This window comes from Pedobacter sp. WC2423 (assembly GCF_040822065.1).
Taxonomy (GTDB): domain Bacteria; phylum Bacteroidota; class Bacteroidia; order Sphingobacteriales; family Sphingobacteriaceae; genus Pedobacter.
Genome location: NZ_CP162005.1, coordinates 5,250,251 through 5,273,554, shown reverse-complemented (window position 1 = coordinate 5,273,554; position 23,304 = coordinate 5,250,251). Strand labels below are relative to the sequence as shown.

Here is a 23,304-nt window from a genome sequence, read left to right as displayed (position 1 = left end):
TATTATATGAAGGTTTTTCAGAATCCTATACCTGAAAATGAACAGGAACGTATAATAAGTCTGGCAGAATTTGACATTGATTACTCTAATATGGAGAACAATTTCAAAGACCTGGCGCACTTAGCAGCAAAGATTGCCGGAACAGAAATATCCCTGGTCAATTTAATTGATACTTTTACACAGTGGACCTATTCCAGTTATGGGCTTGATGACATCGTTCAAAATCCAAGAGATGAGACTGTCTGTCAATATACCATATCTATATCCTCCAAAGAGGAATATTTTGAAGTTCCTGATATGTCGGCTGACGATCGTTTTAAGGAATTTCCTGCGGTGAGCGGGCCACCTAATCTGCGTTATTATTTTGGTGTTCCTTTAACGACTTCTGATGGATCTCATATTGGCTCACTCTGTGTAATGGATCAAAGACTGCACGCACAAAGCCCTGAAAAGATTGAGCTTTTAAAAATTGTAGCCGATGAAGTGGTCAACAGATTAAAAGCCTTAAAAACTATCGATAGTCTTAAATCTAAATTAAATGAGGTCAAAGAGACCCAGAAAAAAGTAGCACACGATATCAGGGGGCCTATTGCCGGTATTGTCGGTCTGGCAGCAATTATTGCCGAACAGGGCAACAAAAATAAGCTGAACGAGGTGTTAGAGTTTATCAGCATGATCCATAAAAGTGGCAGATCTGTCCTTGAACTTGCCGATGAGATTCTGACTGAAGGAAAAACGTCCGCTTTAAAGAATGACGAGTTTAACCTGCTGGTATTTAAAGATAAGCTGGAACGTCTGTATTTGCCGCAGTCGAAAAATAAAAACATCAATTTTCAGATTCATATCAACGAGAAAAACGAACTTATACCTTTCATCAAAAATAAGCTGCTCCAGATTACAGGAAACCTTATTTCCAACGCGATGAAGTTTACCCGGCAAGATGGCACCGTAACGGTAAATCTTGATCTTGAAGTAGATGCTGGTCAGTATAAATTAAAGATTAAAGTTGAAGATTCGGGTGTGGGCATGGATGAAAATACAATCAACTGTATTATGGAAGGAAAAACCGCGACAACAAATGGTACTGTCGGAGAAAAAGGCTATGGCTTCGGGCTCTCACTGGTTAAACACCTGGTGAATAGCTTACATGGAAATTTCAATATCCATTCGGGGATAGGAAGCGGAACTACCTTTGAAATTACTTTGGTACAACCCCATCATTAGCACCTCCTTAAAATAAAAAAAAATAATTTTGAATTCCTTATAGGACTTTTTACATAACCGGTTGTCATGCCTATGAAAAATCGTTTATGCAAAACTTATAATGTTCAAATTATTCTCCTCTAATTCTAAAAAATCATCTTACGGCTGGTTCGGAAATTACTCCAACTGGAAAGATTTGACCGATTCTGTCGGTGGCTACAGCGAAGTAAGCATACTGGAAAAAACCAAGGATGCCTTATTACAAGTTAAAAATGGTACAGCTGTTTACGAACGCGATTCAGTTGTCTTTGATAAAGTGGAGCATCCTTTCCCTTTGTTGACCTGCATCATGCGAAGTGCCGCCATACTGCAAAGACCTCTTCATATTATTGATTTTGGAGGATCATTAGGCAGTACCTACTTTCAAACTAAAAACCTGATCGGAACAGACATCTGCGCGAGCTGGAATGTAGTGGAGCAGGAACATTATGTAACTGCTGGCAGAGCACATTTTGAAGATGAGCGTTTAAAATTCTATCCCTCTATTGATGCCTGTCTGCGCGTACAGCAGGCAGACTTGATTTTACTGTCAAGTTCTGTTCAATATCTGCCTGAACCACATCTTTTTCTTAAAGAACTGGTCGCTTATGATTTTGATTTTGTGATTTTTGACCGCACTTCTTTTCATCATGGCAGGCATGACCGGTTAACCCTGCAAATCGTACCCCCGGAAATTTACAAAGCGGCTTATCCTTCCTGGTTTTTTCAGGAAGAGCGGTTTTTGCACCATTTCAAGGCTGATTATGAGACTGTCTGTGAATTCCCTTCTTATGTAGAGGGAGAAGCAGTAATTACTATTGATCATCAACCACTAGGCTATAACAAAGGATTTTACTTCGTAAATAAATCACAGTATGCTTAAGTTCTGCACTTTATTTAATACAACTTATCTTTCCCGCGGAATTGCAATGTACAATTCACTGGAACAGCAAACGGAGGATTTCCATTTGTATATTTTCGCTTTTGATGACTATTGTTTTGATGTGCTTACAAAAATGGCACTCAAGAATGCAAGTATTATCAGCTTATTTACCTTTGAAAATGATCGGCTGTTAGCTATAAAAGCGGACCGTACCGCAGGGGAATATTGCTGGACCTGCGCATCCTCGACCATTAAGTATTGTATTGAAAAATATGCATTGGATCATTGTACTTATATTGATGCAGATCTGTTATTTTTCAGTAATCCTGCTTGTTTAATCAATGAAATGGGTGAAAAATCTGTGCTGATTACCGAACACAGATATACACCACGTTATGATCAATCCTCAACAAGCGGCATCTATTGTGTACAATTCATGACTTTTAAAAATACACAGGCAGGTATGGAAGTATTGAACTGGTGGGTAGATGCTTGTATAGATTGGTGTTTTAATCGTTTTGAAGACAACAAATTCGGTGATCAGAAATACCTTGATGACTGGACTACCCGTTTTGATACCATCCATGTATTAAAAAATACCGGAGGCGGAGTTGCTCCATGGAATGTGCAGCAATATGAATTTACGACTAAAGAGAAACAGATTAAGGGGAAAGAACTGGACACACAGGCTTCTTTTGATCTTGTCTTTTATCATTTTCACGATTTCCAGTATATTAAGGGCAACGCCTATAGTTTATCTTCATCCGCTTATTATCTGGACCGTAAGGTGGCAAAGCATATTTATAAACCTTATACCAAAGCACTTTCAGCTGCTGAAGCAGAAATTTACAAGGTTAACGCCGAAAAAACCGCACATGAGCTGTCTGAAGACAATATCTGGATTAAACTAAATACCAGAAAATATGTCTTATTTACACTACTGGGTTATTATAAGAATTTTCATAGTAAACGTTCTTTGGAATATGGATTCCTGAGCAGGAGAACATTTAGATTTAATTAACAATTCATTTAAGCTATAATTAGTAATTTAGCCTCCTGTATTAAATGCAATGAAGGTTAGAAAATCAAGATTATACAATGTTTTAGGGGTGATTTTAATTTTGGCGGTTGCATTCACGGTTTCCTGCAAGAAAGAATTATCAACTGGGGAGACTAAAATTAATCCGCCAGTAAAAAGTTATATAATCATAGCCAGAATTAATAAAAAAGGGACGAATACCAATTCCGAAGGCACTGGTATTCTAAAAGGGACATACGATGAAGGTACTAAGCAATTGACCTATACACTTAATTTTGAAAAAATTGCGCCTACAATAATTACGCTGAGAAGCGGTACCAAAGGATCAGTTGGAGAACTGGTCAGGGAAATATACAAGAGCAACGGACAAATTTCCGCATTGGAAATTACCGGCAGGGTTAATTTAAATCCGCTGCAAGAACGGAACCTGTTAAAAGGGTTATGGTTTGTGGCTATGAATACGGTGTCTGATTCACCTGACATTTCCGGATATCTGACCTTGAAGCAAAAATAATGATCGGATGAGCGAGGAACACAACTACTCTCTTCCGGACGAAGAACAGGCATTGATCGCAGCACTGAAAATGCATGATCGGAAGGCCTTTGAAAAACTGTATAAAGAACATTACAGACGACTGTTTGCATTGGCCTACCGTTACGTTGGACAAGCGCCGGTTGCAGAGGAAATTGTACATGATGTGTTTTTGACGATCTGGAAACTGGCCGGAGCGCTTAAAGTTCAGTATTCTATTAAAAGTTATTTGTCCAGAGCAGTGATTAACTCTTCTCTGAACTTTATTAAAAAAGAAAAGATTAACAATGGAAAGCAAAATGCTTACCTGATCGTGGAAAGTGATCCGGACATTGAAAGTGAACAACGTGCCAAAAAGGAATCTTTACTCAATAGCCTGGAGGATGCAATGGCTATTTTACCTCCAAAATGCAGAGAAGTAATGTATTTGAGCCGTTTTGGAAAATTAAAACAACAGGAAATCGCAACACAAATGAATATATCTGTTAAAACAGTTAAAAATCATTTGACTTACGGTTTTCAAAAATTGAGAGAACTATTGGAAAAACAACAGCAAAATTTATTATTGCTGCTGCTGATACTTTATAAATATTAGAGTCAGTATAAATTATACCATGAAAGCATTTGAAAGTAACGAACAGTTTATTTATTCACTGATTCTTGATGATCTCGAAGAGACGATCAGTCCGGCGCACAAAATCCTGCTGGAAAATTGGAGGGCTGCGAGTGACCAGAATGAAAAAACATATCAGGGATTTGTTCAGGTGGAGCAAAATATTAATGAACTATACAGTACCGAACCTTATACGATCGAATCTTCCTGGGAAAGTCTGGACTATAAAATTGATAACCTGGAATACTCCTGGAAGCAAAAAGAAAGGAATGCACATACTAAAATCTGGTATGGTATTGCAGCATCTGTTCTGCTGGTTGTTTCTTTAGGCTATTATTTCATCAACAAGAATACCTACACGGTGGTTAGCAATGAGCAGAGCGCTACTGCAAAAATGATCACGCTGCCTGATGGCACATCTGTACAGCTTAATGCTGGCGCAACCATAAAATATGCTGCCGGAAGCTTCAAAACAAACAGGAGAGTACAGCTATTAAATGGAGAAATCTTTGTTAAAGTTATCCATCAGACTAAATATCCATTCCTGGTAGACCTGGGTGATGTACATGCGTTAGATCTGGGTACAAGCTTCAACATTTCAAAACGTAACCGGGATATTGTGCTGACTGTAGAGGAAGGACAAGTTGCTTTACAACAGCCTTTAGCTTCAAAATCCATTTTGCTCACAGTCGGAAAAACAGGTCGTTACTCTTCTGCTACCGGAAAACTGACAGCCGAAAAAAATACGGACATCAATTATAAATCGTGGTTAAATAAAGAGTTTATATTCACAGAAACACCCCTTAATGAAGTTGTTAAACAACTGAGCAGAGTTTACAAGAACTCGATTACCATTGATGGAAATAAACTGGAAAACCGTAAGTTAACTGCGCATCTGCACTACCAAACACCAGATAGTGCTTTAAAAGTTATTGCTGCAACTTTACAATGTCAGGTTATTAATGAAGAAGGAAGTTATATTTTAGCGGAAAAATAACTAAATTTCCAGACGACTCCTGTTCCCTGGTAAAAGATGTATGTTAAATAAGGTTTTTGGATTGCTCCTTTTTGTATGTTTATTGCAAACGGGCAGACTTTGTGCTCAAAATAAAACAATCCTTGAACGTCCTGTAAATATTGATTTAAAGGCTGGCTCTCTGGTTAGTGTACTTGCTAAATTGCAGACAGATTATGCAGTAACTTTTTCTTATGAGTCTGATTTACTGGGGGCTTACCAGATCGCTGAAATGCATTTTGTCAATGCCAAAATGTCTTCAGTCTTAAAAAAGGTTTTTAAGGGAACACAGCTCACATTTAACCTGATCGGGAACAATATTGTAATCACCAGGTCAAAGGCCAGTATTTATACCATTCATGGACATATACGTGACGGGGAGGACGGGGAAGAATTAATCGGCGCCAGTTTATATATCCCCAAGCTTAAGGTGGGCGTAGTCACCAATCAGTATGGATTTTATTCGCTAAGTATTCCAAAGGGAACTTATGAGGTTTTGATTGCTAACCTGGGTTACGAAACAGAGCGCAAAAATATTCATCTGACTGAAAATACAGAGCTGGAAGCTGAGTTATCCGCACAAACCAGGTCACTGCCTGAAGTAGAGATTAAACAAACACTTACACCAAACCCGATTTTACAGAACCAACAGAATTACAGTCCTGCTGCCTTAGAGATGAAAACTTATTATGCTGGTGAAACTGATGTAATCAAGGCTTTACAGATGCAGAACGGTATCAAATCGATTTCTGAAGGAAGCTCAGGCTTGTTTATCCGGGGCGGCAATTCAGATCAGAACCTGATCTTACTGGATGAAGCGGTAGTTTATAACCCTTCACATTTATATGGCCTGGTTTCTGTTTTTAATCCTGATGCCATCAATAATATACAGGTATATAAAGATTACATTCCAGCCAATTTTGGTGGGAGGCTTTCCTCTGTGATCGTTAACCGCATGGCTGAGGGTAATAACAAGGAATTTCATATCAATGGAGGAATCAACCTGTTATCTGCCCGCATTTCCGCAGAGGGCCCTATCGTTAAAGATAAGGGATCATTCATTTTAGCGTTCAGGAGAAGTTTACTCGATGTTTTTAGAAATAAGTTTAAATTATTCAATCCGAATTCTATTTATTATGATCTCAATGCCAAGGCAAATTACAGGATCAATAAGAACAATAGTGTGTTCTATTCGGTTTATGCCGGTCAGGACAGGTTGCTTTCAGAAAATTCGTTCCGTAATGACTGGGGCAATATAACCTCTACTTTAAGATGGAATCATATTTTTAATTCCAGGTTGTTTATGAATGCTTCTGCAATTTACAGCAATTACAGCAATCTGCTCGATCTGAATTCAGATACCTTGTCGCAGAAAAGTCAATGGAGTACCGGAGTAAGAGATCTTACTATTAAAGCAGATTATACTTTTTACAGCAGCCCGGTCAACCTGATCAAATTCGGTGCTTCAAGTACTTACCATCAATTTACCCCCGGTCAGACCAAGAATAAAGAAAGCAATGAGTTCAATATTGCAAAAGACAAGTCTGTGGAATCTGCTTTTTATTACAATCAGGAAATTTCCTTTGCTCATTCATTTACGTTGAGTTATGGCCTGCGCCTGGGAATATTTCAAAATGCTGAAGAACGTCTTGATGTTTTTGATCCGCAGGGAAACAGGGTCAAACAAAATGATTATAAAACATTTATCAATCCGGAACCGAGAGTTAACCTGAGTTACTTATTAAATGATAAAAAGCGACTTTTCATTACTTATAACCGTAGTTTCCAATATCTGCAACTCGTACAAAACAGTACTTTGGCATTCTCTTCTCTGGAACCCTGGGTACCTGCATCTGCGACTATAGCCCCGCAACGTTCAGATCTCTTTTCAGCCGGATATAATTATTCACTGGATGGCTTCTTTTTTTCCCTGAGTGGATACTATAAAAAATTACTTAATCAGCTGGATTTAACTGGTCACGCACAGATCATTCAGAATCCTGATATCAGGAATCAGCTTAAAGCAGGTAAATCCAATGTTTACGGCGTTGAAGTGGAGCTCAATAAAACAACTGGTCAGTTTACGGGCAGCCTGGCTTATACCTATTCCAGGGCTTTCAGAACAATCGGGGGTATCAATGATGGAAATCGGTTTGTTGCGAATTATGACATCCCACATGAGGTTAAACTGAGCGCATCTTATCTTTTCAATGACCGGTTTTCTATCCAGACATTTTTTACTTATGCTACGGGCAGGCCATTAACACTACCCGTTGGTTATTATCAGCATGACGGAATCAATGTCCCTATTTATGAGGGCAGAAATACTTCCAGGTTCGCTGATTTCAGTAGAATGGATATTTCGGGACAGTATCATTTCCAGACGAAATTATCCCGTAAAAGCGCATTATCCAGTACACTTTCTGTGGGGATATATAATTTATACAATAGAAAAAATCCATTGTATTATCATTTGACTACGGACTCTTCAATTGATCAGAAAAGTTCGCTGGAATATGCATTTGGAATTTCTCCATGGGTCTCCTACAGTTTTAAATTATAAGATGGAAAAGCGGTATTATTTCTTTGTTTTGTTTTTTTGTACAGCGCTGCTCAGCGCTTGTAAAAAAGAGGATAAGATTTCATTTGATCAGCCTAAGCGTGAATATGATCTGGCTGTGGAAGGAGGAATCAATACCTTAACGAGATCCCAGTTTATTAAACTAAGCAAGCCTTCTTTAAATCCTGGTGTAATGCCGGCAGCAATTTCAACGGCAGTCGTCATCGTAAATGATAGTAAATCGGATATCATATTTAAAGAAACAGCAACGCCTGGTTTATACATGGCAACGAATAACCATAGTCCCAACTACGATAAGGCCTATACGCTGACCATCACTTATAATGAAAAGACTTATACTGCAGTCGATACCTTAAGACAAGTGATTAATATTGTAGATGACTTTTTACCATTGAAGGTGAAGATAAATAGCAGGGGTTCTTATGATGGAACTATACCTAAACATACTTTTGGCTACCTTAATCCTAATAAATGGTGGATAAATTATACAGGAATACCGGTATGGAGCCCTTCGAAGTTTGATGGGATACAGCATTACAATTATACCCATTTTCTTGGTTCCCCTAATTCTTTATATCCGCTGAACAATCTTAAACGCGATTTTAATTTACTGAGCCAGGATGTGATTACCATTTATAAATTCTCTCTGTCCAAAGGATATGCGAGATACCTTTATGATGTTTTCCTGGAAACAGACTGGAACGGTCTTTTTTCCAGTGTCCCGGTAAATGCGCAAGGTAATGTATCTGGAAATGCACAGGGCTATTTCTATGTTACAGACATCGATTTAAGAAAATACAAGGCTAAAGAATTGTAAGTGTTGTGTGTGTCTTCTTATAGTCCCATAAACTTATAGTTCTATAAATGTCTTTCTATAATTCCCTGTAATTGAGTTGCAGGAATTACCCCCGACTGACGCCATTTGATCTCTCCATTTTTAAAAAGGATTAAAGTGGGCACACCCTGGATTTGATATTTACTGGAGACGGCCTGATTTTTATCTACGTCAACTTTTAAAATAGTTGCCCGGTCGCCGAGCATGCCTTTAAGTTGTTGCAGGATTGGCGCCATCATTTTACACGGGCCACACCATTCGGCAGAAAAATCTACCAGTACTGGTTTATCTGATTTAATAATTTCTGCGAAGTTTGCCATAAGGATTTTTGTTTAAAAAAGAAGCGGGGATCCCACTCTCGCAGTATCCCCGCCATCTAAATTAACGCTCTCAAATATATAGACGCTTATAATTTGATATTATTATATATGATCTTAAATATTTTTTAAGATTAATCTTTTTTTAATTTCCGCCAGGTTTTATTCTATATGCTCAGGCATAGTTTTCATCTTCTTTTGATATTTGAAGAATAACTGTGAAATCGGTATCAGCATTAATCCGCAGAAACCAAAAATAATAAATGCGATCCTCAGCCCGAAAGCATGTGCAAGATACCCTATAATCGGAGGCCCAAGCAACATCCCTGTAATCGCATAAGTGGCAATAATGGAAATAGCCATTCCCGGTGAATATTTACTGGAAGCCCCTGCCAGTGCATAACTCATCGGAACTACTGCTGCTGTACCAAAACCAACCATTGAAAAGCCGACCATGGCCGGCCAGAACTGCGGCACAATAATAGCGAGTGAAATTCCGGAAACAACAAGCATTGCACACATCAAAAAGGTAGCTGGCATTCCAATCCTTGCAATAATCAAATCAGATAAGAATCTTGATGCAGCCATAAAAGTCATGAAGATTAAATAGCCGTAAGTAAAGATTTCTACATGCAGTACTTCCTGAAAGTAAATTCCGCTCCAGTCAAACATCCCTCCTTCGCATATCGCAGCAAAAAAGATAATAAATCCAAGGTATAGAATATAAGGGTCAGGCTTGCCTACAATAATTTTGTTGCCCTTTTCAGACCGGTCTCCTTTGAGTAGAAACTGATAAGAATAACAGGTGATCAGCAAGCATATGACCGATACGAGCAGTAAGTGCATGTGCAGTGAAACATTGTATGTCAGTAATAGTGTAGAAAAAGCAACTCCGGCAATTCCACCAGTACTCCAGAAGCCGTGGAAAGAGCCTATAATTTTCTGACTGAATTGTTTTTGCAGGGTAATGGCCTGCGTATTTACTGAAATATTGAAAATCCGGGTGGTAAAAGCAAACAGTACAACAGCTACAACCAGGCTAAAGGTATTTGGAGAAAATCCAATGATCGCCAGTGCGACTGCGTTTAAACCATAACCAACGGCAAGTGGAACACGGCTGTTATATTTAGAAACCAGCCAGCCCGAAATTGGCAAACCGATCAGAGAGCCAACAGGCATAGCCAGTAAAATTGTCCCGAGTTCAGCTTCATTAAAGCCAAAGGCCATTTTGATAGTCGGAATCCTTGATGCCCAGGTCGCAAAACTGAAGCCGGACATAAAGAAAAAGAGGCTTAGAAATATCCGGTGTTTGTTTTTGGTGATGGTCTGCTTCATTTATTGTGCAAATATAAGAAGGAGTTTATATTTAAATCGTTAAATTATTTCTTCTTATAATTTAACATGAGGCAAAAGCTCTTTCCATAATTCCAGCTTTTGTTCAAATGTTTTTGAGGCATTTGCACGGCTTGGAGAGGGTAACAAATGATAGTTTTTATCTGTACTCTTTTTCACATGTTTAAGGTAAAATTGCTCTGCTTTTTTACTATCAAAAAAGATCTCCTTAATAGCTGGATATTGTTTGTAGAAGGCAGCAAAGTCATTGACTACTTCATTTTTAATATTACTGTCCAGGCTACCCTCGCAGGTACAGGATTCCAGTACATCCCACAGGGCAATTCCATGCGCAAGCATAAATTTTTTCCTGGCTTCATAATCCGGCTCAACTGGTTTCTCAAAAAGTGTATAGATCAGTTTCCAGAAATGATTGCCTGCATGTCCGTAATATTGCTGAAGACTTAAAGACCGGTCTCCGGGCATAGTACCGAGTAACAGGACCTTACAGTTTTGATCAACGATTGGTGGAAAGGCAGTTTTCAGTGGAGGATTAATTGGGTCGTTCATTCTTTATCTACAATTGTGGTTAGCGTTTAATGATATATTTATAACACACAGGGCGGAAAGATGTTCTCATATTCTTGCTGATATTGCTACCTTTGCAGATTGAATATTAAGAAATACCAATGATACAGATAGGACAATACAACGAGTTAAGAATTATAAACAAGACAGAATCAGGACTAATACTGTCTGATGGCGATAAGGAAGCGCTATTGCCCTACAACCACGTTCCTAAGGATGCGGAAATTGGAGATAATATCAATGTTTTTATTTACATGCATAAGGATGGAAAACTTCATGCAACTACACAGAGACCTCTGGCTTGTGTAGGCGATTTTGCTTACCTGACTGTAGTTGAAGATGGTGAGAATGGTGTTTTCATGGATATCGGTATCGATAAAGATGTATATGTACCTGAAAAGGAACAAAAACGCCCGATGTTTAAGGGTGATAAACATGTAGTTTATGTTTTTCTTGATGATAGCAATGACCGTATGGTAGCTTCATCCAGATTAACGAATTATGTGGAAGAAGAAGAAATCAATTTTGAAGAAGGTGATGAAGTAAGCTTATTAATAGCAGACCGCAGTGATTTAGGTTACAATGCTATTGTGGATAATAAGTATATAGGTTTATTATATCAGAATGAATTATTTGATCAGCTTAATCCTGGAGAAGTAAGAAAAGGATGGATTAAAAAGGTTAGAGTAGAAGGAAAGATTGACCTGAGTTTACAGCCTATGGGTTATGGCCATATTCTGGATACTAAAGAAGTCCTGATCAAAATGCTGGAAGAAAACCAGGGCCTGATCGCTTTAGGTGATAAAAGTTCACCTGAAGAGGTTTATGACCTATTGAAGATCAGCAAGAAAGCTTTCAAGAAAACAACTGGTGCGCTTTACAAAGAGCGTTTGATTACCATCGGTGATCATGAAATCAGGTTATTATCTGAATAACATTAAAAAGGCCTCTTATGTTTGGACTGCCCCCAAAAGTTTAGACAAATTTAGTATTAGATTTGTTATAATGAGCCCGATATTCCATCGGGCTCATTCCGTTTAAGTTCAATTTTATTCGTTCCTTGTTGTAGTACCAGATATAGTCATTTATATCTTTTTTGAGCTGATCTGTCGATTCATATTCATTTAAGTAGAAGAGTTCCGATTTTAAGGTTCCGAAAAAGTTTTCAATTATAGCATTATCTAAGCAATTACCTTTTCTGGACATACTTTGGATAATCCCATTTGCTTTTAGCAGTTGCTGATACTTTGGCATCTGGTATTGCCATCCCTGGTCAGAATGCAAGACTAACTGAGAAGTATTCCTAGCTTGTGGTAATACTTTTTTGAGCATGTCCAATACTCCCTTGAAAACCGGCCTGTCAGTGAGTTCATAGCTGATAATCTCCTGATTGAACAGGTCTATTATTGGAGAGAGGTACAATTTCTTTCCCTTGACTTTGAATTCTGTAACATCTGTGGCCCATTTTTGCATAGGTTGGTTAGCCTTGAAATTCCTATTAAGGATATTTGGAGCTATTTTCCCTAGCTTGCCCCTATAAGACCTGTATTTTTTTATCCTGATCAGGCTCTTCAACCTCATTTCTCCCATCAATCTAAATACAGTCTTATGGTTAATAGCCATTCCGACCCGTTTCAGTTGCAAGGTAATGCGCCGATAGCCGAAGCGACCTTTATGGGCATGATAGACCTTGTTGATCTGGATCTTGACCTGTTCGTATTTATCAGGCAAACTGGCCTTCTTAGAATAATAATAAAATGTACTTCTTGCCATGCTAATACAATTCAACAGGGTATCCAGGTCGAACTGATGCCTTAGTTCCATTATGGCTTGCGCTTGTTTTCGGCTTGAACTAAGGCCTGGAGCTTTTTTAGCAGGGCATTCTCTGCACGTAAATATTCATTTTCCCGTAAAAGCTCTTCCTCACGGGTAAGTGGCCTATCCGATTTTCTCGGTTTTCGCTTGTTTGCTGGATTCTCCTTATATGCCATCGGTAGTCTTCCTTTAGGTCGCGGTTCTAGTCCAGATGATCCAAACTTCTCAAATCGTTTCTGCCATTCGATAATTCCCGCATCACTTGAAAGCCCAAAACGTAGCACCGCCGCTCTCAAAGATAACTTTTCTTCACGAATTGACTTCAGGACTGCTAGCTTAAAGGATGGACTAAAAACTCTTTTCCCCTTTCTGGGAAGTAATCCAGGAGCTCCCAGATGCTCGTATATCCTAAACCAATCTTCGAAAAGAGAATAAGTAATCCCGTATTCCTCACCCAGAGATTTTGCAGAACGATAATGTTCCGACATCTGCTTCACACAGTATAACTTCAATTCAAAACTGTGTCTGTTTTTCTTTTTCATAATAATGCCCCCAGAAAGTGTCTAACTTTTTGGGGGCATTGCAGTTTAAGAGGCCTTTTTAATGTTATCTGCGTCCCCTTTCTTCCCGGTGCGGATGAGCTTCATGTTGCGGATGCGGTTGTTGCATACGGTGTTGTTGATTAGGATGCGGCGGCTGAATACGATTTGGTTGTTGCATAGCGTTTGGATGCCTGTTAATTCCAGGATGCCACTGCTGAGGTGATTTATTCCCGCCAGCGCCAGCCAGCCTTTCACCTTTCATCCTATTATCTCCATTAACCTGCCTGTCATTTTTCATTGGATTGTCTCCATTTGCCTGGTATCTGTTCACATCTTCGTGATGGTTATTTCCATTTGCCTGATGGTTATTCTCAGCCCCATTTCCATGTATTCTCTCCATCGCCGGATTTCCTGGCTTACCATGGTTTACATTGGCAAATTGATTGTGATCCCTGCCTGCTGATTGCTGATGAGCTAATTGAGAAGCAGTTGGCTGTATATGGCTTTCGTTCATTGCCCGGCGTTCTTCTTCACGTGGCTGCACATTTACACCTCCCCGGCCATTAAAACTTGTACGGTTATTGTTTACTGTATTGTTATTCACTACGGTATTATTGATATAAGTGTTATGAACAACCGTAGTATTTACATTGGTGATGGCTGTATTATACCTGTAGGACCCTCCGTCCCATCTTCCGCCATAAAAACCTGAGCCACCATAGCCAAAACCATAATTTATACCACCATAAAATCCAATATGAGGACCCCAGTAGCCTGAGTGAAAACTATAGACTCCACCGTCAAAGCCCCAATATGCAGGCGTCCATAATACACCTGTGCGTGGTGGATGCACCCATACGCCCGGAACCCAGTAATAGCCATCAGCATCGTCATAGGCCCAGTAACCGGGAGTCCATAAATAACCATCCGCCGGACAAGGAGGTTGTGAGTAAACCGGAAGTGCTGGCGGAGCAATTCTTGCAGATATATTAATGCCTACACTAATCTGCGCGAATGCAGCTGTCCTGGCAAAAGTCATTGCTAAAAGCAAAAGACTAATTTTTGCGATCTTTTTCATAAGTATCAGTTTTAAATTTCATAGCTATAGGAGTTAAAGAATATGGGATAGTTTAAATTAGAATTTCATTAAAATTTGATTAAAAAATTTTAATGAGCGCCAGAATTGACCAATTAGGTATATATGATTATTGACGTAAACTCTAAAAATAAATAAAGCCCCTTAATGGACTGCCCCCAAAAAGTTAGACACTTTTTGGGGGCAGTCCATTAAGGGGCTTCAATGTTGCGAGGCTGTCCAGAATTTTGTCCTGCTTTTTACAGCTACCCAGAGTATTATCCTGCCTCAAATACCAACACAAATGTAACTATTTTTATTATAACAATAATAGTTTACTTTATTTATTTTAAATATTGATCCGCCATCTTAATATTGTGTCTTTCCATTTTGAATAAGGAAGAAGTACCATCTATATGAATTTCAATTTGATACTCACCATCACTAAAATGAAAATCATCTTTTCTTAGCGCAGCTATAACAGTTACCTCGTATCTATTCAAATTTAGATAATGATATTCAGCTACTATATTCAATTTTGTCTCTTCTTTAAGATTCTGTGTAATTGTAATTCTCGTTTTTCTTATCGCCAGCTCAAAATTCACAAATGAAAACCCCTTTACTTTTATTGAATAGAATAACAAATGCTTTGCAGCATCAATGATGAGTTGCTGAACTAAATCATGACTTATCCCCTCTCTTTTACCATTATCATCGCCATATCTCTCCCGATGATAATAATGCTTGTCAAACCATATATCAAATTCAATCCCTTCGGCCTTAGTCAATACCATTCTTGCATTATCTGAGCATCGATTCTTAGTAAAGGCTAACGGATCATCTTTAACTATTTCACCTATCAATTCATTTGTTCTTCTTGGTCTATTACCGCCCATTTATAAATATCTATTACTCATTTAAGAATATCTTAAACATATAACAAACACAAATAAATGAAATTAAATAAACATAAAACACATACTATTATTGTTTAATTCAAATAAAACAAACATAATAACAAAAAAGTAATTATTAAATACTGAGCAACAGAATAAACGTTGTTAAGAATTCATCAGTATAAATCAAACACCAGCGGTATAGTGAAATATTTTCTCAAGGTCAAGATCGAAATCCTTATCCTGGTTTTAACTGTACCAATTGGAATATTAAGAATCTTAGCTGTTTCAGCATGTGAATAGCCTTGAAAATAAACCAGATCCAATACTTCTTTCTGAAAAGGATTTAATGTGGTAGTCAATTGTCCGATCCCAATGGTATCGGGATTGTAATAACAAACATTATTCATTTCTACCAGATCCATAATTTCCTCTATTTTTATGTTTCTGGCACTATTAGCCGATCCGCGTGCTTTGATCTGGTCAAGTGCTTTATTTCTGGCAATTCTTGCCATCCAGGTAAATAATCTTCCTTTAGTTTCATCATACTGATTAATTCTGGATGCTACTTTCGTAAAGGTTTCCTGTAAAACATCTTCTGCTGTTTCTTTGGATTTCACAATCTTCAGGATAATGGATAACAGTGCGGATGAATATTGCTGATATAAGAAAGAGAATGCTCTCATATCCATTAATTTCAACTCCTTGATCAATTCCTTTTCCTCATTATTGGCAATACTAATTACAGACAGGGAATTTGTCTTTACAGGGAAGACTACAATGAGTAAAAGCATAGCTTATGATTAAGTAGTTATTTAAATAATCGCGTATTTTATTACACTATTAATTAAATAACCCACAAGTGTGCCATTTACTAAAGTTATTTATGTTCCATAAAATGAACAGGACTGTTTAAGCTATGCCGGTATGACTTAAACAGGCTTTTAAATCTACTTAGATGTATAAATTCATCTCCCAGACCAAAACCTTGTTCAATTCATTCATTGACCTTATATAAAAATACTTAAAAATAGTTTTATGTAATTGACTAAAATAAGGTCAATAGATTTAGCAGGAACCTATCGTATATAACATCCAAATGGAACAGGAATAATGACCTGTGTTACCAATTGGCTTATCTAATAGTTTGAAGCCTAGTTTCTCATAAGCAGAAACCGCAGCAGAGAGCTCTGGCATGGATTCGAGGTAAATATATTTATACCCTAGTTCTTCTGCCAGCGCAATACATTTCTGCATCAATATTTTGCCCAATCCCCTGCCTCTGTGTGGTGAGGCCAGGTACATCTTCACCAGTTCAACAGTATCTTCAGGAAGCCCACTTGAAGGATACAATCCTACTCCACCTAAAATTTCATTTCCTTGTTCAGCAACATAATATTTACTGCCTCCCACACGAAATGCCTCATACAGATGATTCGTACTCTCATCAAAATAAGCAGTACCTGGAATATTAAGGCCAAACTCTTCCAGACTTGTTTTTAGAATTAAGGCCATTGCAGCATTATCTTCTGGCTGAATTTCTCTTATCGTTATATTCATAATGCCCAATCTAGCTAAACTGTTCAGAAAATAAAAGCCATTCTTCAAAACATATAGTCAGCAGTGCTTGTTATAGTTGATCAGCATAAAAAGTTAAATTATATATTAATAATTAATGAAATATATCTTTATTGTCGTCCTTTTATTCTCCGCGCAAAAAATGTTCTCTCAGTCAGCTACTTATAAATTAATAAATAAGGAGAAAGGTACTTCGAGCAATATATCAGTCAGGAGAACAGACGATCAGGTAGAAGTAAACGTGCTTGCTAACTGGAATAATAAGGCCGGGACTTATGGTCAGTTTACAGGCACAGGAACATTAACAGATAATAAAACCACGATAAAGGCAGAGAAAAAGTCGTTGCTATGCAAAGTATCCCTTACATTTTTGAAAGATTCATTAGAAGCGAGTTTTCAGGATTGCAATAATTATCAGCTTACAGACCGTTTCAATGGTATTTACACCAAGATTGCTGATAATGTAACTGGCGAATATATCGTTTCTGCTGATCTCTGTTATTTCTACAGCAAACCGGATGATAAATCAAGAAAGAAAGGTTTCGCCAACACGCCCGAAGTGATTAATATTGAGGAAATTTTTGAGGGAGACTGGGGTTTTGCAACCCTGATGTCTAACGGGAAACAACTTTTTGGATACGTTAAACTGTCAGATTTAAAGTTCAAGAGGACTTATTTGTATGATTAAGGGATTAGGGACTATTTATTTAAGACATACTTCAAGTTATCAAAAAATCTTTGCACCAGGCGCCTGTCATTTGTAATGATTTCAGCTGTTCCCTTAGCTTCAGCCCTGAAATCCAATTGTTTCCCATAATTTGTTCTTAACTGATCGGGAAAATCTACCAGCACCATATAAGTATCAATATTACTATTCTCAGTTTTAGTGATATTAGTTGTCAATGAAATGGAATTTACCTGTCCCTTGATAGATCCATATTCCATATATGGAAAATTGTCCAATTTCACAATTACCTCTTGTCCGATTTTAATCTTACCTGAACCAAGAGCAGGCAATGAAACCTGTCCAAGTGCCTTTTCTTCTTTAGCAACAATTGTAAATACAGGTTCTCCACTTGTAATAAACTGATCATCAGTATAAAATTTCAAGAACTGAACTTTCCCTGAAAAAGGAGATCTAAAGATATATTTCTGTTCCCAACTTTTAATATTATCCTGAAGATCATTAAATGCCGAAATAACTGCCATGCGCAATTCAATCTGTTTTTCAGGTTTCTGAACTGAAAGTTCTTGTCTTTTACCACCGGTCTGCTGTTCCGATTGCTTCGCATTAATCATATTATTTAAAGAAAACTGATAACCATCTTTGGCCGCAATGTAGCTCAGGTTGGTTTTGTCAAACTCAGATTCACTAATGACTCTTTTGATAAAAAGTAAAGAATCACGCCGATAAGATTTGTAAACATATTCTAAATTATTGATACTCATCTCCACACGTTTCTCTGCAGATGTAATCGCATTTTTCTGTTCTGATTGCAGGATCCTTAAATTAGAATCTTGTTTATCCATCAGTTTATTTTCCCTATAGTTAATGTAGTTTTGCAGGCTATTGACAAAAGAATAGTACTTTATATTCAGGTCACCCATGGAAAAATTGTGCGGTAGTTTTGCAAAAACATTCGTAATCGTATCCGCATTGGGATTATAGTCTTTGAGGATTTGCTCGATCAAAAGAACATTTTCTAACCGCGTAGGATTTTCAATATAAGCAATTACCTGCCCCTCTTTGATCTGATCCATAGACCTAACGTTATTGAGCTTAATTTTGCCACTGCTGTTCGCGATGAGCTTTAAAGGCGCATTGTTTGCATTGATAACAATTTGTCCTGTTACTACGTCCGGATAGCGTACCAACCAGCCAAAAAGAAGCAGCATAATAAATATAAAAAGGACTATTAGGCTTACCCAGAATCCAAATCTTGTGGGCATACGTTCTATAATATCCTGTACTTGCTCTGTACGCTGATTGGAGTGATATATCTCTTCTTCGTTCATTTGTGTTTGATCAATTATTGGGAAAACCGGATACGCCTGCTTAGTTGTTTTCCGTAATTAATGGGACAAGTGGGGTATCTATAACAGTTAATTCCATTTGTGATTGTACTAGTTGAAAATACCTGCCCTTATTTTGCATCAATAGCTCATGATTGCCAATTTCAACCACCATACCAGCTTGCATGACAACAATCTGATCTGCTTTGCGTATCGTACTTAACCTGTGAGCGACAACGATAACCGTTTTTTCTTTAAAGACATCATCAAGTGCATTGACTATTTTCTGTTCATTTAAGGTATCCAGTGAATTAGTTGCCTCATCGAAAAACAAATAATCCGGATTTTTATAGAGTGCCCTGGCAATTAAAACACGCTGTTTCTGACCTCCGCTAAGTCCTCTTCCCTGCTCTCCCATCACGGTCTGATATCCCAGTGGCAATTGCTCTATCTCGGAGGCTATGTTTGCTGTCTCCAAGGCTTTTTTTAGTTTGGAGTAGTCTATTTTCTCATCATCCAGGACAATATTATTCAATATAGTATCATTAAATATTTTCCCATCCTGCATAACTGCACCGCATTTGTCCCGCCATTGTTTTAAGCTAATATTGTTCACATTCATATTGCCTATCTGTATATCACCGTATGATGGCTTGTAGAGCCTCAGCAATAATTTAAGTAAAGTAGATTTTCCACAACCGCTATCACCCACAATAGCTGTTACTTTTCCTTCGGGAATCAATAAACGTATCCCTTTGAGTATCACCGGGCCAGTAGGTGTATATTGAAAAGAAACGTTGTTAAGAATCAGGCTTTTGTTCTCTGGTAAGTCAATAGCATTTGAACCTACATTTTCATGTTCATCTTCCAATTGATGAATTTCATTCAGACGGAGAAAACTTATCTGTGCAAATTGAAATGAAATGATAAATTGTATAAACTGTACGACAGGCCCGTTGAGCATCCCAATAATAAACTGGGTTGAAATCATCACCCCAAATGTCATTTCACCTTTGATGACAGCCTTAGCACAGAAAAAAGTAATAAAAAGATTTTTCAGACTGTCTATAAACTGTGCGCCAAGGTTTTGGGTATTGGTCACATTTAGCACTCTGAGGTTTACTTTATATAATCTGGCTTGTATATCTTCCCATTTCCACCTTTTGGATTTCTCATAGTTATTGATCTTGATATCTTGTATTGCTCCGATAGTTTCTACCCAGTAACTTTGATTCTTACTCACCAGTTCGAAATATTCCCAATCCAGCTTCTTTCTTACTTTTAAAAAGGCAACAACCCACAACACATATAATACACTTCCTGCTAAGAAAATTCCAAAAATCAGGGTATTGTATATGAATAAAATAACACCAAAAACAAAAAAGGTTAAAATGGAAAAAACCATGTTAAGCGAATTATTCATGATGAAGCTTCGGATACGTTCGTGATCCTGTGCTCTTTGTAAGATATCACCGGTCTGCTTATTTTCGAAGAAGGTAATTGGCAGCAGCATAAGCTTAATCAGGTAATCAGAAATTAAGGCAATATCAATTCTGGAAGTAACATGTAACATAATCCAATCCCGCACGATGTTGGAAAGAAGGATACTGATATAAATAGCCACGTTTGCAAGAAGAACTATATTGATAAAGTCCAGGTCATGTGTCTGAATACCAACATCAATAACTGATTTGGCTATAAAAGGTAAAAATCCCTGAAGAATCGTAACGAGCAACATCACGACAAACAGATTTATAAAACTCTTTTTATAAGGTGCGAAATAGCTTAAAAAATGACTTAATGTTTTTCTCCGGTCTCTTTTCTCATTGGGTTGCCGTTGATAGAAATCAGCCTGCGGCTCAATCGCCATTAGAACTCCCTTTGCCTTTCCCTGTTCAAGCCATTTATCAGCAAATTCCTTTACTGTGTATTTCAGATGTCCCCTCCCGGGATCTGAAACATAAATATGTTTAGGAGTTACCTTATATACAATAATAAAATGGCTATTGTCCCAGTGAACGATTACTGGAAGAGGAATTTTATGCTGCAAGTCTTCGATACTGCATTTTAGAGATAAGGTGCGTAAACCTATGCTTTCAGCAGCATGACTCAAATCCAGAAAAGAAATGCCCTCTTTAGTAATCCCGCATTTATCCCGCAAGTATTGAAGGGAGTAAAACTTACCATGGAACTTGGCGATCATTTTCAAGCAGGCAGGTCCACAGTCCATCATATCCAGTTGCCTGTCTGATGGAAATTTTCTTAATGTCATAGGTAATTACTAGAGGGCACTAAAGTATAATTATTTATTTAAAAAATATCAAATGATAATAAATATTACAATACCTTTATCCATCTGATTAACCTACGTAACCCAAAAAATAAAAAGCATGAAAAACAAAATAACAAATTTGTCGTTCGATGAGTTAGAAAACGAGATGGAAGTACTTGATCGCACTTCGATAAAAAGCATATTGGGAGGTAAATTTCCGCCAAAGGCAGAGCCAATTGATCCAGATTCAGTTTATACGGGTCCATTGGGTGGTGGAGGTGGCTATGTAAGTGATGGTAGAAACAGTGGTTTCAATAGTGGATATACTTTAGGTGGATTTACTGGTGCAGGAAATACCCCTTCTATGGATCACAGTTCATCCTCTAATCCTAACAGGAATAATGGTCCAGGTCCTGTACCATCAATTGATTTTGGTCCCTTAACAGTTTCTGCAATTTCGCAAGAAATGAGTCTAAAATTTGGCGCTGTCTCCGCAGTCTCCAGCTATGTGCAAGAAAATATGGGATTCACGATTAGCTCAATGACAACTACAGGAGGAATAGAGTTAGCTAAAGATACCAGTGGAAATTGGTTTGCCGCTGCTGGATTTAATACAAATTCTCCTACAGGAGGTCAGAATATTGAAGTACACGGTAATGTTGATATATACATAAATGGAAATTATTATAATTCGTTTAGTTTAACGGATTCCAGGTATCCTATTACTGGATTAGCACTTTCCGATCCTAAAAGTATTCCCACTAACGGCGCAATGTTACTACCAAGTACATTTGATGGATCCCAAACTGTTAAATTTAGTGTTCAGGTTGGCGCAATAAGTAGAGATGACGCCGGATTATTACTAAGTAATACTAATCAGAAGGGAGAAGCTAGTTTAACATTAAATAAATAACCCATAAATGAAGTTTTTATTAACAATAATATTGCTTTTTTCTATAAATACAGTTTCGTTTAGCCAAAATATCAAGGATAAAAAAGCTGAAGCTCAGAGATTAATTAATGAGGCAGGCGATCTACTTTATAAACCTGGCAAGATTCCAGAAAGAAACAACAACGTTAAACAGAGTATTTCTTTAGCAAAAAAAGCCATTCAATTAGATACTAGCAGATTTGTAGCTTATGAACTTCTATTTGGTGCATATATGATGCTAAAGGATGCTAAAGGAAGTATAAACACTTGCTCGGAATGGTTAATTAATCATCCCAACGATTTAAATGTACGGTTAAGAAGAGGTGTTATTTATCACCGTATCCAAAAACAAAAACTTGCAGATAAGGATTTCAAATTTGTTAAAAATGGATTAGTTAAAACACATGTAAAAATTACGAATAGGCTATCAGAGAAAGAAATAGCTGGTATTGTGTCAAATGCATATACCTATCTTTTAATTGGAGATAGAAAAACCTCTTTAAATTCAATGGATAGCCTTTCTAAAGCATTTCCAGCTAATAAAAAAATTGCTCAAGCCAATAAAGAAATTCAAAATTTGGATATAGAGAAAAGCATGTACGAAACCACAGGTTTTTAATAAACTGCAGTAAGAATCTATAGAAACAAATTAGGTTCTTACTCTTATAAATTGAATTAATTCAACATTAGTCAAAAAATCAGAATCTTATTAACAGTTGCACTATTTCTCTCTATCGCAGGCATTTCGTATGGTCAAAATAGAACCCCTCAAAAAGCTGAAGCTCAAAAGTTGATTAATCAGGCCGGTGATTTGATGTATGATGTTGGGGATGGAAGCCTGGCTCAAAAAAATGGTAATCTCAGAAAAAGTATTCCTTAGCAAAGAAAGCCATTCAGTTAGATAGCAGCAGATTCGTGGCTTATCAAGTTTTAATGAGGTCTTATCAAATGTTACGTGAGCCACAGGGAATAATCAATACCTGCTCCGAATGGCTTAAAAGTCATCCCAACGATATGAATGTACGATTAAGAAGAGGTATTATCTATCCCGTACTCAAAAACAGAACCTCGCAGACAAAGATTTCAAGGTCGTTAAAGACGGGTTAGTCAAAGCACATATAAAAATTAGTAATAAGCTATCAGAAAAGAAAATAGCTGCAATAGTATCTAACGCATATACATACCTGCTAATTGGAGAGAGAAAA

Annotated in this window: 23 protein-coding genes; 12 read left to right on the top strand and 11 right to left on the bottom strand. The window is 37.5% G+C overall.

The window, feature by feature from the left end:
- Positions 1-6 precede the first annotated feature (6 nt).
- From AB3G38_RS22095 to AB3G38_RS22060, 8 genes are all read left to right on the top strand, one after another.
- On the top strand, positions 7-1,224 hold the full coding sequence (locus AB3G38_RS22095; RefSeq protein ID WP_367865871.1) for a GAF domain-containing sensor histidine kinase: 1,218 nt from the start codon (positions 7-9) through the stop codon (positions 1,222-1,224).
- Positions 1,225-1,324: 100 nt separating this feature from the next.
- Entirely contained in the window at positions 1,325-2,125 is an 801-nt protein-coding gene (locus AB3G38_RS22090; RefSeq protein WP_367865870.1) for a methyltransferase, TIGR04325 family, read from the top strand.
- Positions 2,118-3,146, top strand: coding sequence for a glycosyl transferase (locus AB3G38_RS22085; RefSeq protein WP_367865869.1), 1,029 nt, complete (start codon positions 2,118-2,120; stop codon positions 3,144-3,146). Before AB3G38_RS22090 ends, AB3G38_RS22085 begins: the two co-directional genes overlap by 8 nt.
- A gap of 49 nt (positions 3,147-3,195) precedes the next feature.
- The gene (locus AB3G38_RS22080) at positions 3,196-3,678 is read left to right on the top strand and encodes a CHRD domain-containing protein (protein ID WP_367865868.1); all 483 of its coding nucleotides are present in this window, start codon (positions 3,196-3,198) and stop codon (positions 3,676-3,678) included.
- Positions 3,679-3,685: 7 nt separating this feature from the next.
- A complete protein-coding gene (locus tag AB3G38_RS22075) occupies positions 3,686-4,291 on the top strand; it encodes an RNA polymerase sigma factor (protein WP_367865867.1) in 606 nt (201 codons plus the stop codon).
- A 19-nt stretch (positions 4,292-4,310) separates the two neighbouring features.
- A complete protein-coding gene (locus tag AB3G38_RS22070; RefSeq protein ID WP_367865866.1) occupies positions 4,311-5,306 on the top strand; it encodes a FecR family protein in 996 nt (331 codons plus the stop codon).
- Positions 5,307-5,346: 40 nt separating this feature from the next.
- On the top strand, positions 5,347-7,887 hold the full coding sequence (locus AB3G38_RS22065; RefSeq protein WP_367865865.1) for a TonB-dependent receptor: 2,541 nt from the start codon (positions 5,347-5,349) through the stop codon (positions 7,885-7,887).
- 1 nt (position 7,888) lies between these two features.
- Positions 7,889-8,722 carry a hypothetical protein gene (locus AB3G38_RS22060; RefSeq protein WP_367865864.1) on the top strand — a complete coding sequence of 278 codons (834 nt, stop codon included), beginning with the start codon at positions 7,889-7,891 and terminating at the stop codon, positions 8,720-8,722.
- Between the two features lie 41 nt (positions 8,723-8,763).
- Here the strand turns inward: AB3G38_RS22060 and trxA are convergent, their stop codons facing one another.
- The 3 genes from trxA to AB3G38_RS22045 form a co-directional block, all read right to left on the bottom strand.
- Complete coding sequence (gene trxA, locus AB3G38_RS22055) at positions 8,764-9,060, bottom strand: thioredoxin (protein ID WP_367865863.1); 297 nt, start codon at positions 9,058-9,060, stop codon at positions 8,764-8,766.
- A gap of 159 nt (positions 9,061-9,219) precedes the next feature.
- Positions 9,220-10,392, bottom strand: a complete 1,173-nt coding sequence (locus AB3G38_RS22050) for an MFS transporter (RefSeq protein WP_367865862.1) — start codon at positions 10,390-10,392, stop codon at positions 9,220-9,222.
- Positions 10,393-10,446: 54 nt separating this feature from the next.
- On the bottom strand, positions 10,447-10,959 hold the full coding sequence (locus tag AB3G38_RS22045; RefSeq protein WP_367865861.1) for a DNA-deoxyinosine glycosylase: 513 nt from the start codon (positions 10,957-10,959) through the stop codon (positions 10,447-10,449).
- A gap of 119 nt (positions 10,960-11,078) precedes the next feature.
- Between AB3G38_RS22045 and AB3G38_RS22040 the strand changes: the two genes are divergently transcribed.
- Positions 11,079-11,912, top strand: coding sequence for a S1 RNA-binding domain-containing protein (locus AB3G38_RS22040; protein WP_367865860.1), 834 nt, complete (start codon positions 11,079-11,081; stop codon positions 11,910-11,912).
- A 40-nt stretch (positions 11,913-11,952) separates the two neighbouring features.
- Here the strand turns inward: AB3G38_RS22040 and AB3G38_RS22035 are convergent, their stop codons facing one another.
- The 6 genes from AB3G38_RS22035 to AB3G38_RS22010 all read right to left on the bottom strand — a co-directional run bounded on the left by AB3G38_RS22035 (position 11,953) and on the right by AB3G38_RS22010 (position 16,865).
- On the bottom strand, positions 11,953-12,801 hold the full coding sequence (locus AB3G38_RS22035) for an IS3 family transposase (RefSeq protein WP_367864487.1): 849 nt from the start codon (positions 12,799-12,801) through the stop codon (positions 11,953-11,955).
- A complete protein-coding gene (locus tag AB3G38_RS22030; protein WP_367864486.1) occupies positions 12,801-13,280 on the bottom strand; it encodes a helix-turn-helix domain-containing protein in 480 nt (159 codons plus the stop codon). Before AB3G38_RS22030 ends, AB3G38_RS22035 begins: the two co-directional genes overlap by 1 nt.
- Before the next feature lie 118 nt (positions 13,281-13,398).
- Positions 13,399-14,412 carry a YXWGXW repeat-containing protein gene (locus AB3G38_RS22025; protein ID WP_367865859.1) on the bottom strand — a complete coding sequence of 338 codons (1,014 nt, stop codon included), beginning with the start codon at positions 14,410-14,412 and terminating at the stop codon, positions 13,399-13,401.
- A 341-nt stretch (positions 14,413-14,753) separates the two neighbouring features.
- On the bottom strand, positions 14,754-15,305 hold the full coding sequence (locus tag AB3G38_RS22020) for a hypothetical protein (RefSeq protein WP_367865858.1): 552 nt from the start codon (positions 15,303-15,305) through the stop codon (positions 14,754-14,756).
- A gap of 176 nt (positions 15,306-15,481) precedes the next feature.
- Entirely contained in the window at positions 15,482-16,099 is a 618-nt protein-coding gene (locus AB3G38_RS22015; protein WP_367865857.1) for an RNA polymerase sigma factor, read from the bottom strand.
- A 274-nt stretch (positions 16,100-16,373) separates the two neighbouring features.
- Complete coding sequence (locus tag AB3G38_RS22010) at positions 16,374-16,865, bottom strand: GNAT family N-acetyltransferase (RefSeq protein ID WP_367865856.1); 492 nt, start codon at positions 16,863-16,865, stop codon at positions 16,374-16,376.
- 115 nt (positions 16,866-16,980) lie between these two features.
- Here AB3G38_RS22010 and AB3G38_RS22005 point away from each other — a divergent pair, with 115 nt between their 5' ends.
- The gene (locus AB3G38_RS22005) at positions 16,981-17,571 is read left to right on the top strand and encodes a hypothetical protein (protein ID WP_367865855.1); all 591 of its coding nucleotides are present in this window, start codon (positions 16,981-16,983) and stop codon (positions 17,569-17,571) included.
- Between the two features lie 11 nt (positions 17,572-17,582).
- Here AB3G38_RS22005 and AB3G38_RS22000 read toward each other — a convergent pair whose 3' ends face one another.
- Together AB3G38_RS22000 and AB3G38_RS21995 are read right to left on the bottom strand one after the other, a co-directional pair.
- Positions 17,583-18,899 (bottom strand): HlyD family secretion protein, encoded by a 1,317-nt coding sequence (locus AB3G38_RS22000; protein ID WP_367865854.1) that lies wholly within the window; start codon positions 18,897-18,899, stop codon positions 17,583-17,585.
- Between the two features lie 40 nt (positions 18,900-18,939).
- The gene (locus AB3G38_RS21995) at positions 18,940-21,168 is read right to left on the bottom strand and encodes a peptidase domain-containing ABC transporter (RefSeq protein ID WP_367865853.1); all 2,229 of its coding nucleotides are present in this window, start codon (positions 21,166-21,168) and stop codon (positions 18,940-18,942) included.
- A gap of 118 nt (positions 21,169-21,286) precedes the next feature.
- On the opposite strand from AB3G38_RS21995, the gene AB3G38_RS21990 reads away from it, so the two are divergent.
- Both AB3G38_RS21990 and AB3G38_RS21985 read left to right on the top strand, forming a co-directional pair.
- Complete coding sequence (locus tag AB3G38_RS21990) at positions 21,287-22,081, top strand: hypothetical protein (protein ID WP_367865852.1); 795 nt, start codon at positions 21,287-21,289, stop codon at positions 22,079-22,081.
- Between the two features lie 7 nt (positions 22,082-22,088).
- Positions 22,089-22,718 (top strand): tetratricopeptide repeat protein, encoded by a 630-nt coding sequence (locus tag AB3G38_RS21985; protein ID WP_367865851.1) that lies wholly within the window; start codon positions 22,089-22,091, stop codon positions 22,716-22,718.
- Positions 22,719-23,304: the final 586 nt, after the last annotated feature.